This is a genomic window from Methanimicrococcus hongohii, from assembly GCF_032594095.1.
GTDB lineage: Archaea > Halobacteriota > Methanosarcinia > Methanosarcinales > Methanosarcinaceae > Methanimicrococcus > Methanimicrococcus hongohii.
Map to the genome: position 1 here is coordinate 1,486,483 of NZ_CP131059.1, position 15,984 is coordinate 1,502,466.

Sequence of the window (15,984 nt, forward strand, 5' to 3'; positions counted from 1 at the left end):
AAAATGAGAAATCAAAACGAGAAATTAAAATGAGAAACAAAGTTAGAAATCTCAGAATCTCATTTGAAATAATCTCATTTAGAAAATAAGAATCTTGAAATCTGAATTATTGACATTTGAATAATTATTGACATTTGAATTATTGACATTTTAAGAAAGTCAATCAGAATTTCAACAGCATCAAACTAATCAAATAAAAAAAATGCCGCTGTTTCCAATGAACAGCGGCTTTTTTTATGTTTTTACATTTTTATGTTTTTACATTTTTATGTTTTTACATTTTTATGTTTTTACATTTTTATGTTTTTACAATTTTATGTTTTTACAAATTAATTTTGAAAGCTTACATGCTTTGCATTTTATGTTTTTGCGTTGCGTTGCCTGTATTCTTTTTTCATTCAGAATTGTTTTGAATTTACGTAAATGTCAAATCAATGTAGAACAACGCCGTCGGATCTTCCGCGCCTGTAGACATAAACACGTCAAACATGTATGTTCCCGGGACATCAGATGTGAGATACCAAACGTATGTGCCGTCTGAGCCGTCCGTTTCATTTCCGCCTTCATCTCTGATGAACTGCACATCAAGAAGCTGAAGATGGCTTTTGTGTGTCATCTGAACATCCAAAGTATAACCGGTAGACGGATTGCCGCGCGCTCTGACTTCAATAATGCTGCCTGCCTTCGGCGTCGGAATACCTGCAAAATCCATGATTAAACCGGGCTCTTCCGGCGGATCTGCAATCGGAGAAGCATAGTCTAATCCTTGCGTAAACGTATAAGTCGGGAAGTCTCTGCTGTTGTGTATGTAAAGTGCTTCAAAAATGTAGTAACCTGCTCTTTCCGCAGTTACGTTGAAAACTTTTGTGCGGGAGCCGTTTTCTGAAGCGGAAACAGATTCTTCAACAATCAATCCGTCAATGTCTGACACGATCCAAAGGTAGCCGCCGGCTGCATTTTCCGGAAGAATGATTTGGATGACTTCATTTGCCGCGAGGACGATTCCTCTTTTTTGAACGTTCACAGTCGTGACCGGATCGTATTTGTCTGTCGTATTATCTGCAGAGTCGTCATCATCCGACCCGATACATCCTGAAAAAGCGCATGCTAAAAGCAAAACGCATGTAAATACCAAAACCAATTTTAAAGATTTCATACAAATAATAAATAAAATCCAAGTATAAAAACATAAATGACTGTAAAAATGGATTTTTGATATAATTTAAACGATTCAATTAATCACAAACGTCAAATGACGAGTTTGACAAAATATATTCGTCGCTGCCCGCTCACGCTCAAACCGCACAAATTTTTCAAAAATGATCAAAAACAAACGCGATTTTTACAATTTTTACAAAAGTATTTACAATAAAAAAAAAGGTAAAAATGAAAAATTGAATAAAAAAATGAAAAAAGAAAGATAAAAAGAAGAAAAAATGAAAAAGGAAAGATAAAAAAGAAGAAAAATGAAAAAAGAAAGATAAAAGGATGAAAATTAAAAATGACACAATTTATTACATTGTGTCGTAATTATCATCTTTCTTCTTTTGATCAAATCCGTTGACGAGCTTTCGAATCTTTTCAAAATCTTTTCTGTATGTCAAAAGCAATTTTTCAAGATCTTTGATTTTGGATTCGTCGCCGCCGCCATATTTGGCAGTTAGTGTTGCTTCATACGCTTTTTCAAGCGTTCTTCTCTCTTCTTCGTTGAATCTGAAAGACCAGGAATCGCGCTCGGCTCGGAGCAAACCTTCTTTGTCCAGCGACGGTCTGACGCGTTTCAGCGCTTCATCGAAGTGTTTGCGGTAAATTCGCACATTTCCGACAGCAAGATCGATGTCTTCTTCGCTTTGTCCGGCCATCGCCTGAACAAATTCGCGGATGGCAACCATCTTCGATTCGCGGACCAAAGCTTCGATGTCGGCGCCGACAAAGCCGTCTGTTTTTTGGACAAGATCGTCAATGTCCAAGTCGCCTGCCAGCAAATCTTTAACGCCTGCCAAATAGACGTCAAGAACCTGTTTTCTGCCCTCGGCATCCGGCGGCGGCACATAAATGTGTTTTTCCAAGCGTCCCGGACGGAGCAGAGCCGGGTCGATCATGTCGGGGCGGTTGGTTGCGCCGATGATGATGACATTTTTGAGTTCTTCCAAGCCGTCAAGTTCGGTCAGAAACTGGCTGACAACGCTTTCGGTGACATGGGAAGAGCCTTCATAACTGCCGCGTTTCGGAACGATGGAGTCGATTTCATCAAAGAAGATAATTGACGGTGAAGCGAGTCTTGCTTTTCTGAAAATTTCGCGCACGCCTTTTTCGGATTCGCCGACCCATTTTGACATGAGTTCGGGACCTTTGACGGAAATGAAATTGCTTTCGGATTCGTTGGCAACCGCTTTTGCAAGCAGTGTTTTTCCCGTCCCGGGCGGGCCGAACAGCAGGAATCCTTTCGGCGATTTTGTATCGAATTTTTGATAAACCGACGCGTATTTCATCGGCCATTCGACGCCTTGCTGAAGTTCTTCTTTCACAGAATCCAAGCCGCCGACATTGTCCCAGCCGATGTCGGGAACTTCAACCAAAACTTCGCGCATCGCGCTCGGCTGAACCATTTTAAGAGCCGCGTCAAAATCTTCGACGGTGACTTTTAAGCTTTCCAGCTTTTCTTTTGAAATTTCTTCATCCGGATTCATTCCCGGAAATTCGCGGCGAAGCGCGTGCATTGCGGCTTCTTTGACAACGAGCGCCAAATCCGCGCCGACAAAGCCGTGCGTCATGTTGGCGTATTTGCCGATGTCGACATCGCTTGCAAGCGGGACATTTCGAGTGTGAATCTGAAGAATTTCCATGCGTCCGTCTTTGTCCGGAACGCCGATTTCAAGTTCGCGGTCAAATCTGCCGCCGCGGCGAAGCGCAGGGTCAATAGAATCGGGCAGATTTGTTGCGGCAATCACAATGACGCCGCCGCGGCTTTTTAAACCGTCCATGAGTGCCAAAAGCTGCGCGACAACGCGGCGTTCGACTTCTCCTTTGGATTCTTCACGCTTGGGCGCGATGGAATCGATTTCGTCAATAAAAATAATTGCCGGCGCGTTTTCTTCTGCTTTTTGGAAAATTTCGCGCAGTTTTTCTTCGCTGTCGCCGTAATATTTGGAAATGATTTCGGGACCGGAAATCGTATCAAAGTAAGCGTTCACTTCGTTGGCAACCGCTCTTGCGATCAATGTTTTTCCTGTTCCCGGCGGGCCGTAAAGCAAAACGCCTTTCGGCGGCTCGATGCCGAGTTTTTCAAAGACTTCAGGATGACGAAGCGGATATTCAATCATTTCGCGGACCATGTTCAATTCGCGGCCGAGACCGCCGATATCTTCATAATGGATGTTGCCTGCCGACTTTCCTTTCGGGCCGTCTTCGCCTTTGTAAGCGGAATCTTTGTAAGTGACTTTTGTTTCCGAACCGACAATCGCAACGTCATCGGGCGCGAGGTCTGAAATAATAAATTCATAATATTGCGTGCTGAAACTGCTTGAGAAACTGCCGGCCCACGAATTGCCGAAGAAGCTTTCAAACGGATCCTGTTTCTGCTGCTGCTGAACCTGAACAGGAAGCGCAATTGTTTTTCCTTTGTAAAGCGGCGCTCCGGCATATCTTTTGTGAATGAAATCAGCAACATCTTTGCCGTCTAATTTGATGGCTTCGCCGACCGGCTGGATCGTTAAGCGCGTTGCTGTTGTCGGAACAACTTTTTCGACTGCAACCGTGTCGCCGATACCGACGCCTGCGTCTCTTCGGATATAACCGTCGATGCTGATATTATTAGAACCTTGATTAGAAAGCACGACAACTGCGGCCGCCGATCTTTTGCCCGTGATTTTAACAGTGTCCCCGGGTTCAACAGAGAGACGGGACATGGCTTCTGCACCGATGCGGGCAATTCCTTTGCCGGCGTCTGCGCGGTCAGCTTCCTGAACAATAAGTTGAATAGATGATTGTGCCATTTGAGAATACCTCGTTTTCGTTTTGATGTTATCATTTATATTTAAATGACAGAATAATTAATATTATGACGCACATATAATAAATTTTCGTAAAAAATTTTGCTCGGCTTCGCTCACAAAATTTCATGGGCAGTTGAGGGCGGTGTTTGTAAAAAAATTTTGCTCGCTTCGCTCACAAAATTTCATGGGCAGTTGAGGGCGGCGTTTGTAAAAAAATTTTGCTCGGCTTCGCCTCACAAAATTTCATGTTACAAGCAGGCAGTGTTTGTAAAAAATCGCTTCGCGATTTTTCAGGCTTCGCCGGTTTGCAGTGGGAGGGAGGTTTCTGTTTCCGGGGGAGGGAGGTGTTTGTTTCGGTGGGAGGGAAGTTTCTGTTTCCGGGGGAGGGAGGTTTCTGTTTCCGGGGGAGGGAGGTGTTTGTTTCCGGTGGGGAGGGAGGTGTTTGTTTTCGGTTGGAGGGAGGTGTTTGTTTTCCGGTTGGAGGGAGGTGTTTATGAAAAAATCGCTTCGCGATTTTTTTCGGCGCAGCCGCCGCCGCGCGTGAACCGCACAAATTTTTAAGAAAAATAAATCAAAAAGAGGATTGCATTTTAAAGAAATTGAAAAAAATGAAAAATAGAGATTATTTTTGCGTTTGAACGCAGAACTGACAGATTTTTTGCCCGCCGACTTCAACGCAGCGCGCATCGCCGACAGATTCGCCGCAAATCGGACAAATAATATTATCAAAAATTTTCGCCTTTTCGGGAATCGGCTGCTGCGGTTCTTTGACATCATAAATTTGGCTGCCCGGGGTTGATAAAATATCGGCAACACGCTGATTAGAAAGTTCGCGATAGCGGGCAGCTTCTTTTTCATCGGCTTTGCCTGAAAAAACTTTGCCGCGCAAAGCATCCATTTCAGGATTCGATTTGAAAAAATCAGGCTTCATCATCAAGCGAACTGCTTTTCCGGTTGTTCTGTTATAAAAAGTAAACGCGTTTTTACCCCAATTGTTGACAAATAAATTTCCTTTTCCGGCAGTACAGCCGAGAATGACTTGAACAGAGTCAACCGTGCATGAATCCGTTTCAGTGATCACAACAACTTCTTCATCTTCCGAATAATTCAAATCCAAAAGTTCGCGCGCGTAAAGAGCCGCCGCATATCCCAAAGCGAGCCCGCCGCAGGAATGACCGTGAAAAGCAATTGCATCCTCATAAGTCCGTTCGGAAATATTTTTTAAAATCACATTTTCTGACATAACAAAAAATAATACTTTCGCCTATATAAATTTATTTAAAAAAGGGAAGTGTCGATGGGATCACTTTTCCATCAAACTTTTTAAACATATTATTTCGTCAGAACAAATGTTAAATATAGTAAAATTGTTGACAGTTGTTGTTAAATTTTTAAAATTTTGTATGAAAAAATAAACAAATTATATAAAACCGTAAAAATTGAGAGGGCGGAATATTTATGAAATTATTTAAACAAAAAGACGCAGCGAAAATCAGCGTTTCGGCTTTATTGATTACATTTTTGTGTTTATCTGTATGTCTTTCATTTTCAGGATGTCTCGGAAATTCAAATAACACATCTGAAAGCAACGATACGATTACTGTCACAGATGCGTTTGGCAGAACTGTCGCCGTTCCCGAAAATCCTGAAAAGATCGCTGTAAGCGGTTCCGGTTCCATGAGATATTTCGTATATTTGGAACTCGTTGACCGCGTCGTTGCCGTTGATTACCAGGACAACAGCAGCAATTTGATGCCAAAAGACAAACGCCCGTATGCACTCGCCCATCCGGAAATTAAAGAAAAGCCGATGCTTGGCGCAAGCAAAGCCATTGTTGATGCTGAAAAATTAATGGCGGCAAATCCCGATGTTTTATTCTACTCCGCAACATCTTCCAACGACATCGCAGCAGCAGATCAAATCCAATCCAAAACAGGCATTCCCGTCGTTTTATTCTTCAGCGGCAATTACGTCACCGAGAAAGACAAAATTGATGAAACGCTTCTGATGATCGGAGAAATAACGCACACGGAAAAACGCGCAAAAGAAGTCATCAACTATTTTGAAGACACAACCGCAGATTTGGAAAACAGAATCAAAGATGTACCCGCATCCGAAAAAACAGTTTTTGTCGGCGGCGTTGCATATAACGGCCCGCACGGACTCAACGGCACAAATCCGATTTATTTACCGTTTGAAATTTTAAACGCAAATAATGTTGCAGCAGACATTCCGCTCAGCGGCCCGAGCACGGGATACGCACTTGTTTCAAAAGAAGTGATTTTGGAATGGGACCCTGATATCATTTTTGTAGATGTTGAAACCCTGACTGCTGCCGGAGGCGGTGCTTTTGCCGAATTGAAAAACGATCCGTCATATAAAGAATTGAGCGCGGCAAAGTCAGGCGAAATTTATGCCGTCAATCCGCATACGTCAATGGGCGTTAATCACGAAACGGCACTTGCCAATTGCTATTACATCGGAAAAATCCTCTACCCCGACCAGTTTAAAGATATCGATCCGGAAAAGAAAGCAGATGAAATTTACACATTCGTTGTCGGCGCGCCTGTATTTGATAAAATCAAAGAAAACGGTGACGGGCTTTCCTATACAAAAGTCGATTTAACAAAATAAAGTGAAATCTGTAAATTTGTATTGTATGAGGGATAAAAATGCATTTGGAAGACGGAACAAAACCGGCGGCGTACAAAAAATACACCGCAAAAAAAATCGGAATCGTTGTCGGAATGTTCCTTTTTTTAATTCTTTTCGCGCTTTTTGCGATCTCCGTCGGCTCGGTCCGGATTCCGATTCAGGATGTGATTTTAACATTGCTGACAGGACCGGGCGGCACCGGATTATTTGACCGCGTGATTTGGAATATTCGAATTCCGCAGATTATTACCGCGCTCTTAGCCGGTGCAGGCTTAGCTGTTGCCGGCGTTGCAATGCAGTCTATTCTTAAAAATCCGCTGGCTTCGCCTTATACACTCGGACTTTCCAACGCTGCCGCTTTCGGCGCTGCTGTCGGCATTTTGATTTTCGGCCTCGGCACCACCGGAAATAATATGGCAGATGCAATTTCTGTTGACAATCCGTATCTTGTAACCATCTGCGCTTTTATTTTCAGCATGGCGGCATCTGTCATCATTTTAATTGTTGCAAAGATTCGATCGGCAACGCCTGAAGTAATGATTTTGGCCGGCGTCGCGCTCAATTCGCTTGCGGTTGCGGGTCTTGCCGCGATTCAGTATTTTGTCGATGAAACAAAAGTTGCAGCAATCGTTTTCTGGCAGTTCGGTGATGTCGCGCGCGCCGGATGGACAGAAATAATCATAATCGGAATCGTGGTCATCATCTGTTTTATTTATTTTATTTGGAAACGCTGGGATTTTAACGCAATGGATGCAGGTGATGAGACGGCAAAGAGTTTAGGTGTCAATGTTTCTCGTTTGCGGTTGGTCGGAATGATTGCAGCATCGCTCATCAGCGCTGTCGTCGTTTCATTTTTAGGCGTGATCGGCTTTGTCGGCCTCGTTTGTCCGCATATTATGCGCCGTCTCATCGGTGATGATCATCGTTATTTGATTATCGGAACGGCGATTTGCGGCGCGCTTTTGCTTTTGATTTCCGATACTGTTGCGCGAACGATGATTTCACCGCATGTACTCCCGGTTGCGATTATTACATCCTTTTTGGGAGCGCCGATTTTCCTGTACTTAATTGTGAGAGGGAAGTAAGATGGAAAGGAATGAGATGGAAAAGAATGAGATGAAAAGGAATGAAATGGAAAATGACGGAAAAATGGAGGAAATAAAATGATTCTTCAAGTCAGCGGTGTTCATTTCGATTACAAAAGCCGAAAAGTTTTAAACGGAATCGAACTCAGTGTCGAACGAGGTGAAATTTTAGCGATTATGGGACCCAACGGTGTCGGCAAAAGCACGCTTCTCAAGTGTATGGATATGATTTTAAAGCCGACAGCGGGTGCTGTTATAGCGGATGGAAGTGATTTGACGAAACTTTCCAATCAGGAAGTTGCGCAAAAAATAGGATACGTTGCGCAGCGAAATGATGTTTCAAGAACGACTGTGTTTGATGCTGTGCTGCTCGGCCGAAAACCGCATATCGGACTGACTGTCAGTCAACGTGATTACCAAATTACAGATGCTGCGCTTAAGCGTTTTGGTTTGGAACAAATGCATCTTCGACGGATTGATGAAATGAGCGGCGGCGAACTTCAAAAAGTTTGTATCTGCCGCGCGATTGCTCAGGAGCCGAGCGTTCTTTTATTGGATGAGCCGACAAGCAGCTTGGACCTTCATAATCAGTTGGAAATTTTAAAAATCATTCGAGATGTAACGGAAGGCCACCAAACGGCAACCGTTCTCACGATGCATGATCTTAATTTGGCACTTCGTTTTGCCGATAAATTCATGTTTATGAAAGACGGAATTATTCATGATGCGTGCGATGCTTCGGGCGTAACGCCTGAAATAATCGAAAATATTTACGGCGTCAAAGTCCATATTGAATATTTCAAGGGAATACCATACGTTATTCCCGAATAACATTTTATAACAATTACTGTAATTTTTCATTTCGGTTTTGACAAAGTGCAGGTTTTGCAGTTTGCGGATTTCTGTCAGGCAGCGCCGCCGCGCGCGAACTGCACAATTTTTAAGAAAATTAAATCAAAATACGATGATGATTTTTAAGAAATGAAATCAAAAAGCGATGACGGCTTTAGAAAATTAAGTCAAAGGGTGACGACATTTTTAAAAAAATTTAATCAAAAAACGATGACTTTTTAGAAAATTAAGTCAAAAACGAACGGAAATTAAAGATAAATTAAAATGAAGACCGGTAAAAGAAAAAAGGCGACACATGAACAGTCTCATGCGCCGCCTTCCTTACGGGGTTGGTTTATAGGGTTTGGTTTATTTCGTTCTTTTGTTTTTGATTGGTTTTGGTTTGTTTTTGATTGGTTACAGGGGTGGGGTTTACTATTTCATCAGTTTATGTTTAGTGGAGATAAACTGAATAGTTTTTTGGGTTATGCTTTTAGCATTGAAATCAAGCAAGGGCTTGATTCCGGTCTCCGGCAGACATTCGAATTAACGAAAACTGCCGAAACCGGGATCAAACAATATCGATCGATTTCACACGACAATCGATTTGCTTGGCTCGTTTTTTATCTGTTTTCACTTATTGGTCGGCGCGAAGCGGCGAACCAATTTTAATTTTTGTTTGGTCGTTTTTCAAATGGTTTGCTTTTACAGGTGGTTTCGTTTTGCAGACGATCATGTGAAGAATCATTCATCATTTTCGCCTGTTCATTGTAAACCTTTTTTTGCAATTTGGTTTACAATGAACACAAGCATTCAATAGTATTTATAGTTTATGCTTATTTGATCTTTATTTGAAATTTTGGAGAGGGGTTTGTTTTTGATTTGGTTCCGTTTTTATATTTGATTATTCATTTTTCGAAATTATTCGGCAGTAATTGCCTCATTTATCTTGAAAGAAACAGTCTTATGAGATCTGTCTCCCTTTGTGTAACCTGCAGATCCTGACTCATGGTGAGCGTAAATTTCATCCGCTTCATCCTGAGTGATTCTGCCGGCTGCAACGTCTGCATCCAAACTGGATTTAATCTGCGACAAAAAGAATTCCTGCTTTTCATCTGAGGTCATCTCTTGAAGTGTCTCAATTTCTTCTTCGGAAAGCGGCGCCATCATCTTAATTGAAAAACTTGTGCCGTTTCCTTGAACCATGACGCCGTCATGAGCGGAAATTCCGTTTTCAAGGATTTCATCCGCTTCTGCCTGAGTCATTTTTCCGGAAGCCACTGCTTCATCAAGAACTGTCTTGAGATGTTCGGAAAAGAAAGCTTCCTTTTCATCATCCGTCATATCCTTTAAAGACTCCAATTCTTCTGCCGTCAAAGCTGTCATACGAATACCGCTTCCAATAATACAAGCTGCAGCCATCGGATTTGCCTTGTAAGCTTCATACATTTCATCCGCTTCTGCCTGAGTCAAATTGCCCGCTTCGACTTCAATATCAAGCTGTTCCTTGTATCCTGTAAGGACATAAGATTCTCTTTCTTCAGCGCTCATCGCTTCCAAAAGATTCATATCAACAGGCTTGTGTTTTTCAATGCGGATTTTAAATTCGGCGTCGGATTCATCGACATCTGAACGAGCCATGGTGACTCTGATGCCGCCGTTTTCTTCAATGATTTCAAAACGGGTGTCGAAAGCTTCTTTTTCTTCATCCGTCATGTTTTCCCATTGGGCATCATCCATTATTTTAAATTTAACAAATTTGACATCATTCGAACTGTTTTGTGCGTTGCTTACGGCAAGCGCCGGCGTGATTGCCGAAACCGCGATAAGCAGGACCAAAAACGATCCGAGCAAATATTTTATATTCATTATTCATCTATCCTTACTGTTTGTTTTGTTTAAGCAAATTCGGGAGTCGGCGTTTGCCCGCCGATTCTTATTCCCACAGTATTGTAAACCATTTTTTGAATTTTGGTTTACATTAACCACACTATTAACTGATTTTATATAAATATTACGGATTATTTGAAAAAGTGAACTTTTTTAATATCGGACGGCAGAAAATTAAATAAAAAGCAAATAAAAACAAAATAAAAACAAAATGAAAAGCAAATAGAAATAAAATGAAAAACAAATTAAACCAACCGACAGATATTGCTTTTCAAAAATCATAAAATATAAATGATTATAATGAATTGAACTTGAAGCATATCCAAACGAAAACAAAATCAAAAACGGAAAAAATTATGACGAAAATAATTCACGAGATTCCGATGACAACAGAAATTAAAGCGTTTTTACTTTCAATCGGAACTGCTGATGTTGAAGATGAAAAAATGGTTCTGCCGACTTTAAAATCAACAGCCGGACCGAGCGCGGGAAGCGCAGGTTCCGTTTTTATCGCTTCAAATAACAAGCGCGTCCGACTAAATTTAGACACGGATTCGCCGATTAAAATTCGAAAAACAGCAACAACAAATGACATTGCCGTTTATTATCGGGATCAATTGATCGTCACCGGAAAAATCGAGCCCGCTTTGGCGCATTGTCCCGAACAGGCTTACATCAATTTGTCCGAAAAATGCATTTTTGACTGCAAATACTGTTCCGTCCCGATTCTTCAAGGGCATACAAAAACGAAAGAAGAGACATTGGAAATCATTCAAAGCGCTTTTGACAAAGGAAATGTCAAAGCGATTTCAATCACATCAGGCGTTGAAAACACACCGGAAGGCGAGCTGAATCGTGTTTTGGATTTGATGCCCGAACTCAAAAAATACAATGTCCCAATCGGTGTTTCAATTTACGCAACGCCTGAAGGCTCCCGAAAATTAAAAGAAACCGGCGTTTCCGAAGTCAAATACAATATTGAAGTTGCCGATGCGGAAATATTTAAAAAAGTTTGCCCCGGACTTTCCGAAACGGATGTTTTTGTCGAACTCAAAGATGCCGTCCGCCTCTTTGGCCGCGGCAAAGTTTTCAGCAATATCATCATCGGTCTCGGCGAAACCGATGAAAGCGTTGAACAAATGATTGAAAACCTCGCCGAAATCGGCGTCATTGCCTGCATTCGCCCGATTTATGAAAATGCGCTTCGAAAGGGTGAATGTTATATGGAGCGACCTTCCGAAGAAAGACTTTTAAAATTATATGAAATGCAGAAACGCATTTCAGAAAAATATGATCTGCATCCGGAAAAAGCGGAAACGATGTGTTCGCTCTGTTCGGGATGCGATATGGTTCCGGGAAAAGATGATTGATTTAAGAAAGTGAAAAATCAATTCAAATCAATAACAGAAAATAATTTGTAAATGAACAATGTTCTTTTACTCGATTTTAAACGCTTCTTCTGCCGAAAAACCGCCGTGAACGACTGCGCTGATTCTTCTTGTCGTGCGTGTCGGGTCTTCGGACTGGAAAACATTTCTGCCGATTGCGACACCCTTGCCGCCGGCTTCAAGCGAATCTGCAATCATCTGCAAAAGATCCAACTCGGACTCCATATGCGGGCCGCCTGCAATGATGACCGGAATCGGTGTTCCTCTAACGACTTCTTTAAAAGAATCAATGTCGCCGGTGTAATTTGTTTTAACAATGTCTGCGCCGAGTTCTGCGGCTAAGCGGGCGGCGTGCGCGACAACGTCTTTTCCGAATTCGGAAGTAATTTTCGGGCCACGCGGGTAAACCATTGCCAAAAGCGGCATTCCCCATTCATCGCATTTTCGGGCGACGTGACCGAAATCTTGAAGCATCTCCGGCTCGTCTTCCGCGCCGATGTTGACGTGAATCGAAACAGCGTCGGCGCCGACTTTGATTGCTTCTTCAACGGTTGTGACCAAAACTTTGTGATTGGAATTCGGGCCGATTGAAGTGGAAGCGGAAAGGTGAATGATTAAACCGACATCGTTTCCGTATTTTCTGTGACCGTGTTTGGCAAGGCCCATGTGGCCGAGAACAGCATTTGCGCCGCCGAGCGCGACTCTGTCGACCGCTTCGGGCAAGTTTGTCAGGCCACGGATCGGACCGACGCCGACACCGTGATCCATTGGCGCAATAATTGTTCTGCCGGTATCTCTTTTAACAAACCTTTCCATACGAATAGACTTTCCGATCATGCTCATGCTAAGGATTCCTTTGATTTGATTTTGATAGATATTTTAATTTTTATGAATTTTTTGAATAAAATTTTAGAAAAATGTTTTACAACAACGAATTTTAGATAATGCTGTTTATATTTAAATCTTTTAAAAAAGAACACTCACAATTTTCATTTTTTTATTTTTGGTTTTTAAATGCAATCGCCTTTTTGATTATTTAAAAAAACGGGTGCTGTCCGCGCGCGGCGGCGCTGACGGAAGTCTGTCGGCAGCAGTGGCGGCACCAACTCAAAATTAAATTAAAACTCGATTTTATGATGACAAGAAATCAACGATTTTTTGACAGAATTTTTCTTTCGGAAACAAATCATCCCGCCCTAAAACAAGAAGCCTGTCCTCTAAAAGATCGCTGAGATCGGCATCGATTTCCGCCGTATTTTCTTCGTTCATGAATGTCATTAAAATCGCTTTAGAATCTTCTCCCGCGATTTGTTTTGTGCGGTGGAGAATTTCAAAGCCTTTGGATTTGCATAAGCTTTGCGTTTTGTCGGTCGTACACGAAACGCCGAAAAATTCGTATCCTTTGATCATCGCAACATCGATTTCGAAATTTTTTGTCGCCGATTGAATCATAATATTGAGATCAAGCGATGAAATGATTTCTTTTTCAAGCAAATTTTCTTTCAAAACCACATAAACATATTGTTCAAACCATCTGCCGACAATGTATTTTCGGGTTTCGATAAGCTTATCCGTTTGTTTATTGCTGACATCTGTTTTTAAATAATATTCTCCGCCTTTTTCTTCCAAGAACGAATATTCAGGCATCTCATCATGAATTTTCAAAATCATTTTTTCAAGAACTTTTGAAATCGGGAATTCCGGCGGCAGCAAATCACTCAGTTTCACTTTGTTTTCGGCCGGCTCGACTTTTCGCGAATCGGGATAAACGCTGAAGAAATAGTCGCGCCAATCCAAATAATTTTCAAAATTTTCCCGATCCTGAAGCGCGTCTAAAAATTCTTTGAAAAATTCGACTGAAAAAACAAAACCGCTGTGCTCTTCGTTTTCTATGATGCTGTAGCCGTGAAGTTCAAAAAGGTCGGCAAAATCAATTTCGACTTTATCTCCGAGAAAAACGGAATCAACCGGTTCACCGAGTTCTGAATCTTCTTTGAGCCGGTTTCGGCGCGAATCATAATACGAAAAAGTGACGCGTTCGCCGAGGACGTCTTTGAATGTTTCATAAGAATGAAGCGCCATCTCTTTTGTGCCGCCCGAATAATCTAAATGAACATTTTGAATGGTTTGAACATTTTTCAAATCTGATTTTTCAGAGCTTTCGAAATCGGACAAAATATTTTGAATGTCTTTGTGAATGGAAAAGGAATCTTTGATACGGATACCGTGCAGAAAAATTCGGGTGTCTCCGGCTTTTTTATCCAAAACGGATTTGAGATGAGCGGCAAACGGTTCCGTGCTTTGGATGTTGTTTTCGGAGTCCTCTGTCGAATGTATGAAATGGATTGTTTTTAAATTTTGATTTTCAAGGAAAAAATCGGCGACGGCATAATTGGAAACGGGGTCGGTTCCGACGGTCAGATAGAGATGTTCAATTGTTTTCATAACGCTGCAATCCTTTCGTTTTTAAATTATTTATTTCAAATTTTTGATAAAAGAGATTGGTTCAAATCAATATAAAACCGTTTATAAAACCGTTTATAAAACCGTTTATAAAAAAGTCTGCAGTATCCAAACGGAAACTTTCTTCTTTTATATCACGAACGCATTCTGTCAGCTAAGTATCTTTATGAAACTAAGTCAGAGAATGTGATATTTATGCAATATTTGAGAAATTTAAGCAATCAAAAAGGCAAAGTCCGTCTTTGTCTGATTCAAAGCACGCTTGCTGCGGGATTTGTTTCCATTTTCTTTTTGATGATGGAATTTTTTGAAAACGGGCTTGTCGTGACTTCTTTGATTGCCAGCGTTTTCATTGTATTCATTTTTCCGACTTCGCCGGCGGCGCAGTCCCGAAATTTGGTCGGCGGACATTTCATCAGCGCAGCTGTCGGTTTTCTTTGTTTTTACGCGAACCATTGGTTTCAGGGAGCGGATCTTGTTTTTGCATACACGATTTTGTTCTGCGGTTTGGCTGTGTTTTTGTCAACGCTTTTGATGGCGCTTTTCGGCTTTGAACATCCGCCGGCGGCAGCGTTTGCGGCGGGACTCGTGCTTGCGCCGAGCGTTCCGATTCTGATGTGCCTTCTCGGATTGATTTGCGTTGTAGTGCTGGCGATTTCCAAGAAAATTCTTTCACCGCTTTATTGCGTTGATTGAATTAAAAAACGAGGGCGGATTAAGGATATAAATTCAAAAGCGGGGTTGGATTAATAAAACACGTTTAAAAAACGGAGTCGGATTGATAAAACAGATTCAAAAACGGGAACGAGTTAATAAAACATATTTAAAAACGGGAACGAATTAATAAAACATATTTAAAAACGGGAACGAATTAATAAAACATATTTAAAAACGAAGCGGCTCGCGCGCGGCGGTAGCCGCAAAAATCGCGAAGCGATTTTCAATAAACACCTCACTCCAAGCGCAAACAAACACCGCCCTCCAACTGCAAACAGAAACCACACTCCGACTGCAAACAGAAACCACACTCCGACTGCAAACAAACACCACCCAACTGCAAACAGAAACCACACTCCCACTGCAGCCTGAAATTTTGTGAGAGAATGACCGAAGGTCGGTCGCGAACAAAATTTTAACACACACCACACTCCAACTGCAACTTGAAACCGCACTCCAAGCGCAAATGCAAACCGCCCTCCCACTGCCAACCTGAAAGCATACAAAGGAGCCTATTTATACTAAAACGCCAATTCTAAATGTATTATTATAAAAATCTCATGATATGGATTTTAATATTTCAGATTCATTTAAAAGAAAAATTGCGAAATATGAAATAACGAGGCTAAAAATATGATTTGGATGATTCTTCAACGTTTTATCGGAATTCCCGGTTTAAAAAATATGACCGGCAGTTTGACAGGGTTAGAACCTAATATCGGCAAAGAAGATCGAATGATCCGATTCGTCATAGGCGCCGCCGCATTGATTGGTTTAATTTTTATTAAAAGAGGATTTATCGCCAGATATTTGCTCGGCTTGGCGGCACTTGCCGGTTTAACAACCGCTTATCTGAAATTTTCACCGGTTTACGCTTTGATTGGTGAAGACACGAGAAAAAAGAAAGGAAAAAGAAAATAATAAAAATGATTTCGGCTGAAAAAGCCGAATTTTTAACTT

Annotated in this window: 15 protein-coding genes; 8 read left to right on the forward strand and 7 right to left on the reverse strand. The window is 41.6% G+C overall.

What is annotated here, in order from left to right:
• Positions 1-415 precede the first annotated feature (415 nt).
• Both MmiHf6_RS06730 and MmiHf6_RS06735 read right to left on the reverse strand, forming a co-directional pair.
• A complete protein-coding gene (locus MmiHf6_RS06730) occupies positions 416-1,135 on the reverse strand; it encodes a protease inhibitor I42 family protein (protein ID WP_316557028.1) in 720 nt (239 codons plus the stop codon).
• A gap of 379 nt (positions 1,136-1,514) precedes the next feature.
• Positions 1,515-3,995 (reverse strand): CDC48 family AAA ATPase, encoded by a 2,481-nt coding sequence (locus tag MmiHf6_RS06735; protein ID WP_316557029.1) that lies wholly within the window; start codon positions 3,993-3,995, stop codon positions 1,515-1,517.
• A 261-nt stretch (positions 3,996-4,256) separates the two neighbouring features.
• Here MmiHf6_RS06735 and MmiHf6_RS06740 point away from each other — a divergent pair, with 261 nt between their 5' ends.
• Entirely contained in the window at positions 4,257-4,556 is a 300-nt protein-coding gene (locus tag MmiHf6_RS06740) for a hypothetical protein (protein ID WP_316557030.1), read from the forward strand.
• A 61-nt stretch (positions 4,557-4,617) separates the two neighbouring features.
• On the opposite strand, the gene MmiHf6_RS06745 is transcribed toward MmiHf6_RS06740, so the two are convergent.
• Entirely contained in the window at positions 4,618-5,238 is a 621-nt protein-coding gene (locus tag MmiHf6_RS06745; protein WP_316557031.1) for an FmdE family protein, read from the reverse strand.
• A 215-nt stretch (positions 5,239-5,453) separates the two neighbouring features.
• Between MmiHf6_RS06745 and MmiHf6_RS06750 the strand changes: the two genes are divergently transcribed.
• From MmiHf6_RS06750 to MmiHf6_RS06765, 4 genes are all read left to right on the forward strand, one after another.
• Entirely contained in the window at positions 5,454-6,629 is a 1,176-nt protein-coding gene (locus tag MmiHf6_RS06750) for an iron ABC transporter substrate-binding protein (protein ID WP_316557032.1), read from the forward strand.
• Between the two features lie 38 nt (positions 6,630-6,667).
• Positions 6,668-7,735, forward strand: a complete 1,068-nt coding sequence (locus MmiHf6_RS06755) for a FecCD family ABC transporter permease (protein ID WP_316557033.1) — start codon at positions 6,668-6,670, stop codon at positions 7,733-7,735.
• A gap of 78 nt (positions 7,736-7,813) precedes the next feature.
• Positions 7,814-8,566 carry an ABC transporter ATP-binding protein gene (locus MmiHf6_RS06760; RefSeq protein WP_316557034.1) on the forward strand — a complete coding sequence of 251 codons (753 nt, stop codon included), beginning with the start codon at positions 7,814-7,816 and terminating at the stop codon, positions 8,564-8,566.
• Positions 8,567-8,851: 285 nt separating this feature from the next.
• Complete coding sequence (locus tag MmiHf6_RS06765; protein ID WP_316557035.1) at positions 8,852-9,238, forward strand: hypothetical protein; 387 nt, start codon at positions 8,852-8,854, stop codon at positions 9,236-9,238.
• Positions 9,239-9,487: 249 nt separating this feature from the next.
• Here the strand turns inward: MmiHf6_RS06765 and MmiHf6_RS06770 are convergent, their stop codons facing one another.
• Positions 9,488-10,405, reverse strand: a complete 918-nt coding sequence (locus tag MmiHf6_RS06770) for a hypothetical protein (RefSeq protein ID WP_316557036.1) — start codon at positions 10,403-10,405, stop codon at positions 9,488-9,490.
• Positions 10,406-10,812: 407 nt separating this feature from the next.
• Between MmiHf6_RS06770 and MmiHf6_RS06775 the strand changes: the two genes are divergently transcribed.
• On the forward strand, positions 10,813-11,826 hold the full coding sequence (locus MmiHf6_RS06775; RefSeq protein ID WP_316557037.1) for a radical SAM protein: 1,014 nt from the start codon (positions 10,813-10,815) through the stop codon (positions 11,824-11,826).
• 66 nt (positions 11,827-11,892) lie between these two features.
• On the opposite strand, the gene MmiHf6_RS06780 is transcribed toward MmiHf6_RS06775, so the two are convergent.
• Positions 11,893-12,687: a 2-amino-3,7-dideoxy-D-threo-hept-6-ulosonate synthase gene (locus MmiHf6_RS06780; protein ID WP_316557038.1), complete on the reverse strand. Its 795-nt coding sequence runs from the start codon at positions 12,685-12,687 to the stop codon at positions 11,893-11,895.
• Between the two features lie 288 nt (positions 12,688-12,975).
• The gene (locus MmiHf6_RS06785) at positions 12,976-14,289 is read right to left on the reverse strand and encodes a PDDEXK family nuclease (RefSeq protein ID WP_316557039.1); all 1,314 of its coding nucleotides are present in this window, start codon (positions 14,287-14,289) and stop codon (positions 12,976-12,978) included.
• A gap of 213 nt (positions 14,290-14,502) precedes the next feature.
• Here MmiHf6_RS06785 and MmiHf6_RS06790 point away from each other — a divergent pair, with 213 nt between their 5' ends.
• Positions 14,503-15,003, forward strand: coding sequence for an HPP family protein (locus MmiHf6_RS06790; protein ID WP_316557040.1), 501 nt, complete (start codon positions 14,503-14,505; stop codon positions 15,001-15,003).
• Between the two features lie 189 nt (positions 15,004-15,192).
• Here the strand turns inward: MmiHf6_RS06790 and MmiHf6_RS06795 are convergent, their stop codons facing one another.
• Positions 15,193-15,453, reverse strand: a complete 261-nt coding sequence (locus MmiHf6_RS06795) for a hypothetical protein (protein ID WP_316557041.1) — start codon at positions 15,451-15,453, stop codon at positions 15,193-15,195.
• 255 nt (positions 15,454-15,708) lie between these two features.
• Between MmiHf6_RS06795 and MmiHf6_RS06800 the strand changes: the two genes are divergently transcribed.
• Positions 15,709-15,945, forward strand: coding sequence for a YgaP-like transmembrane domain (locus tag MmiHf6_RS06800; RefSeq protein ID WP_316557042.1), 237 nt, complete (start codon positions 15,709-15,711; stop codon positions 15,943-15,945).
• The last annotated feature ends 39 nt before the right edge of the window (positions 15,946-15,984 follow it).

What these genes read in the sequence shown, in the direction of transcription:
- MmiHf6_RS06735 (WP_316557029.1), bottom strand. Translation starts at nt 3,995, where the DNA reads ATGGCACAATCATCTATTCAACTTATTGTTCAGGAAGCTGACCGCGCA.
- MmiHf6_RS06745 (WP_316557031.1), bottom strand. Translation starts at nt 5,238, where the DNA reads ATGTCAGAAAATGTGATTTTAAAAAATATTTCCGAACGGACTTATGAG.
- MmiHf6_RS06750 (WP_316557032.1), top strand. Translation starts at nt 5,454, where the DNA reads ATGAAATTATTTAAACAAAAAGACGCAGCGAAAATCAGCGTTTCGGCT.
- MmiHf6_RS06755 (WP_316557033.1), top strand. Translation starts at nt 6,668, where the DNA reads ATGCATTTGGAAGACGGAACAAAACCGGCGGCGTACAAAAAATACACC.
- MmiHf6_RS06760 (WP_316557034.1), top strand. Translation starts at nt 7,814, where the DNA reads ATGATTCTTCAAGTCAGCGGTGTTCATTTCGATTACAAAAGCCGAAAA.
- MmiHf6_RS06765 (WP_316557035.1), top strand. Translation starts at nt 8,852, where the DNA reads ATGAAGACCGGTAAAAGAAAAAAGGCGACACATGAACAGTCTCATGCG.
- MmiHf6_RS06775 (WP_316557037.1), top strand. Translation starts at nt 10,813, where the DNA reads ATGACGAAAATAATTCACGAGATTCCGATGACAACAGAAATTAAAGCG.
- MmiHf6_RS06780 (WP_316557038.1), bottom strand. Translation starts at nt 12,687, where the DNA reads ATGAGCATGATCGGAAAGTCTATTCGTATGGAAAGGTTTGTTAAAAGA.
- MmiHf6_RS06785 (WP_316557039.1), bottom strand. Translation starts at nt 14,289, where the DNA reads ATGAAAACAATTGAACATCTCTATCTGACCGTCGGAACCGACCCCGTT.
- MmiHf6_RS06790 (WP_316557040.1), top strand. Translation starts at nt 14,503, where the DNA reads ATGCAATATTTGAGAAATTTAAGCAATCAAAAAGGCAAAGTCCGTCTT.
- MmiHf6_RS06800 (WP_316557042.1), top strand. Translation starts at nt 15,709, where the DNA reads ATGACCGGCAGTTTGACAGGGTTAGAACCTAATATCGGCAAAGAAGAT.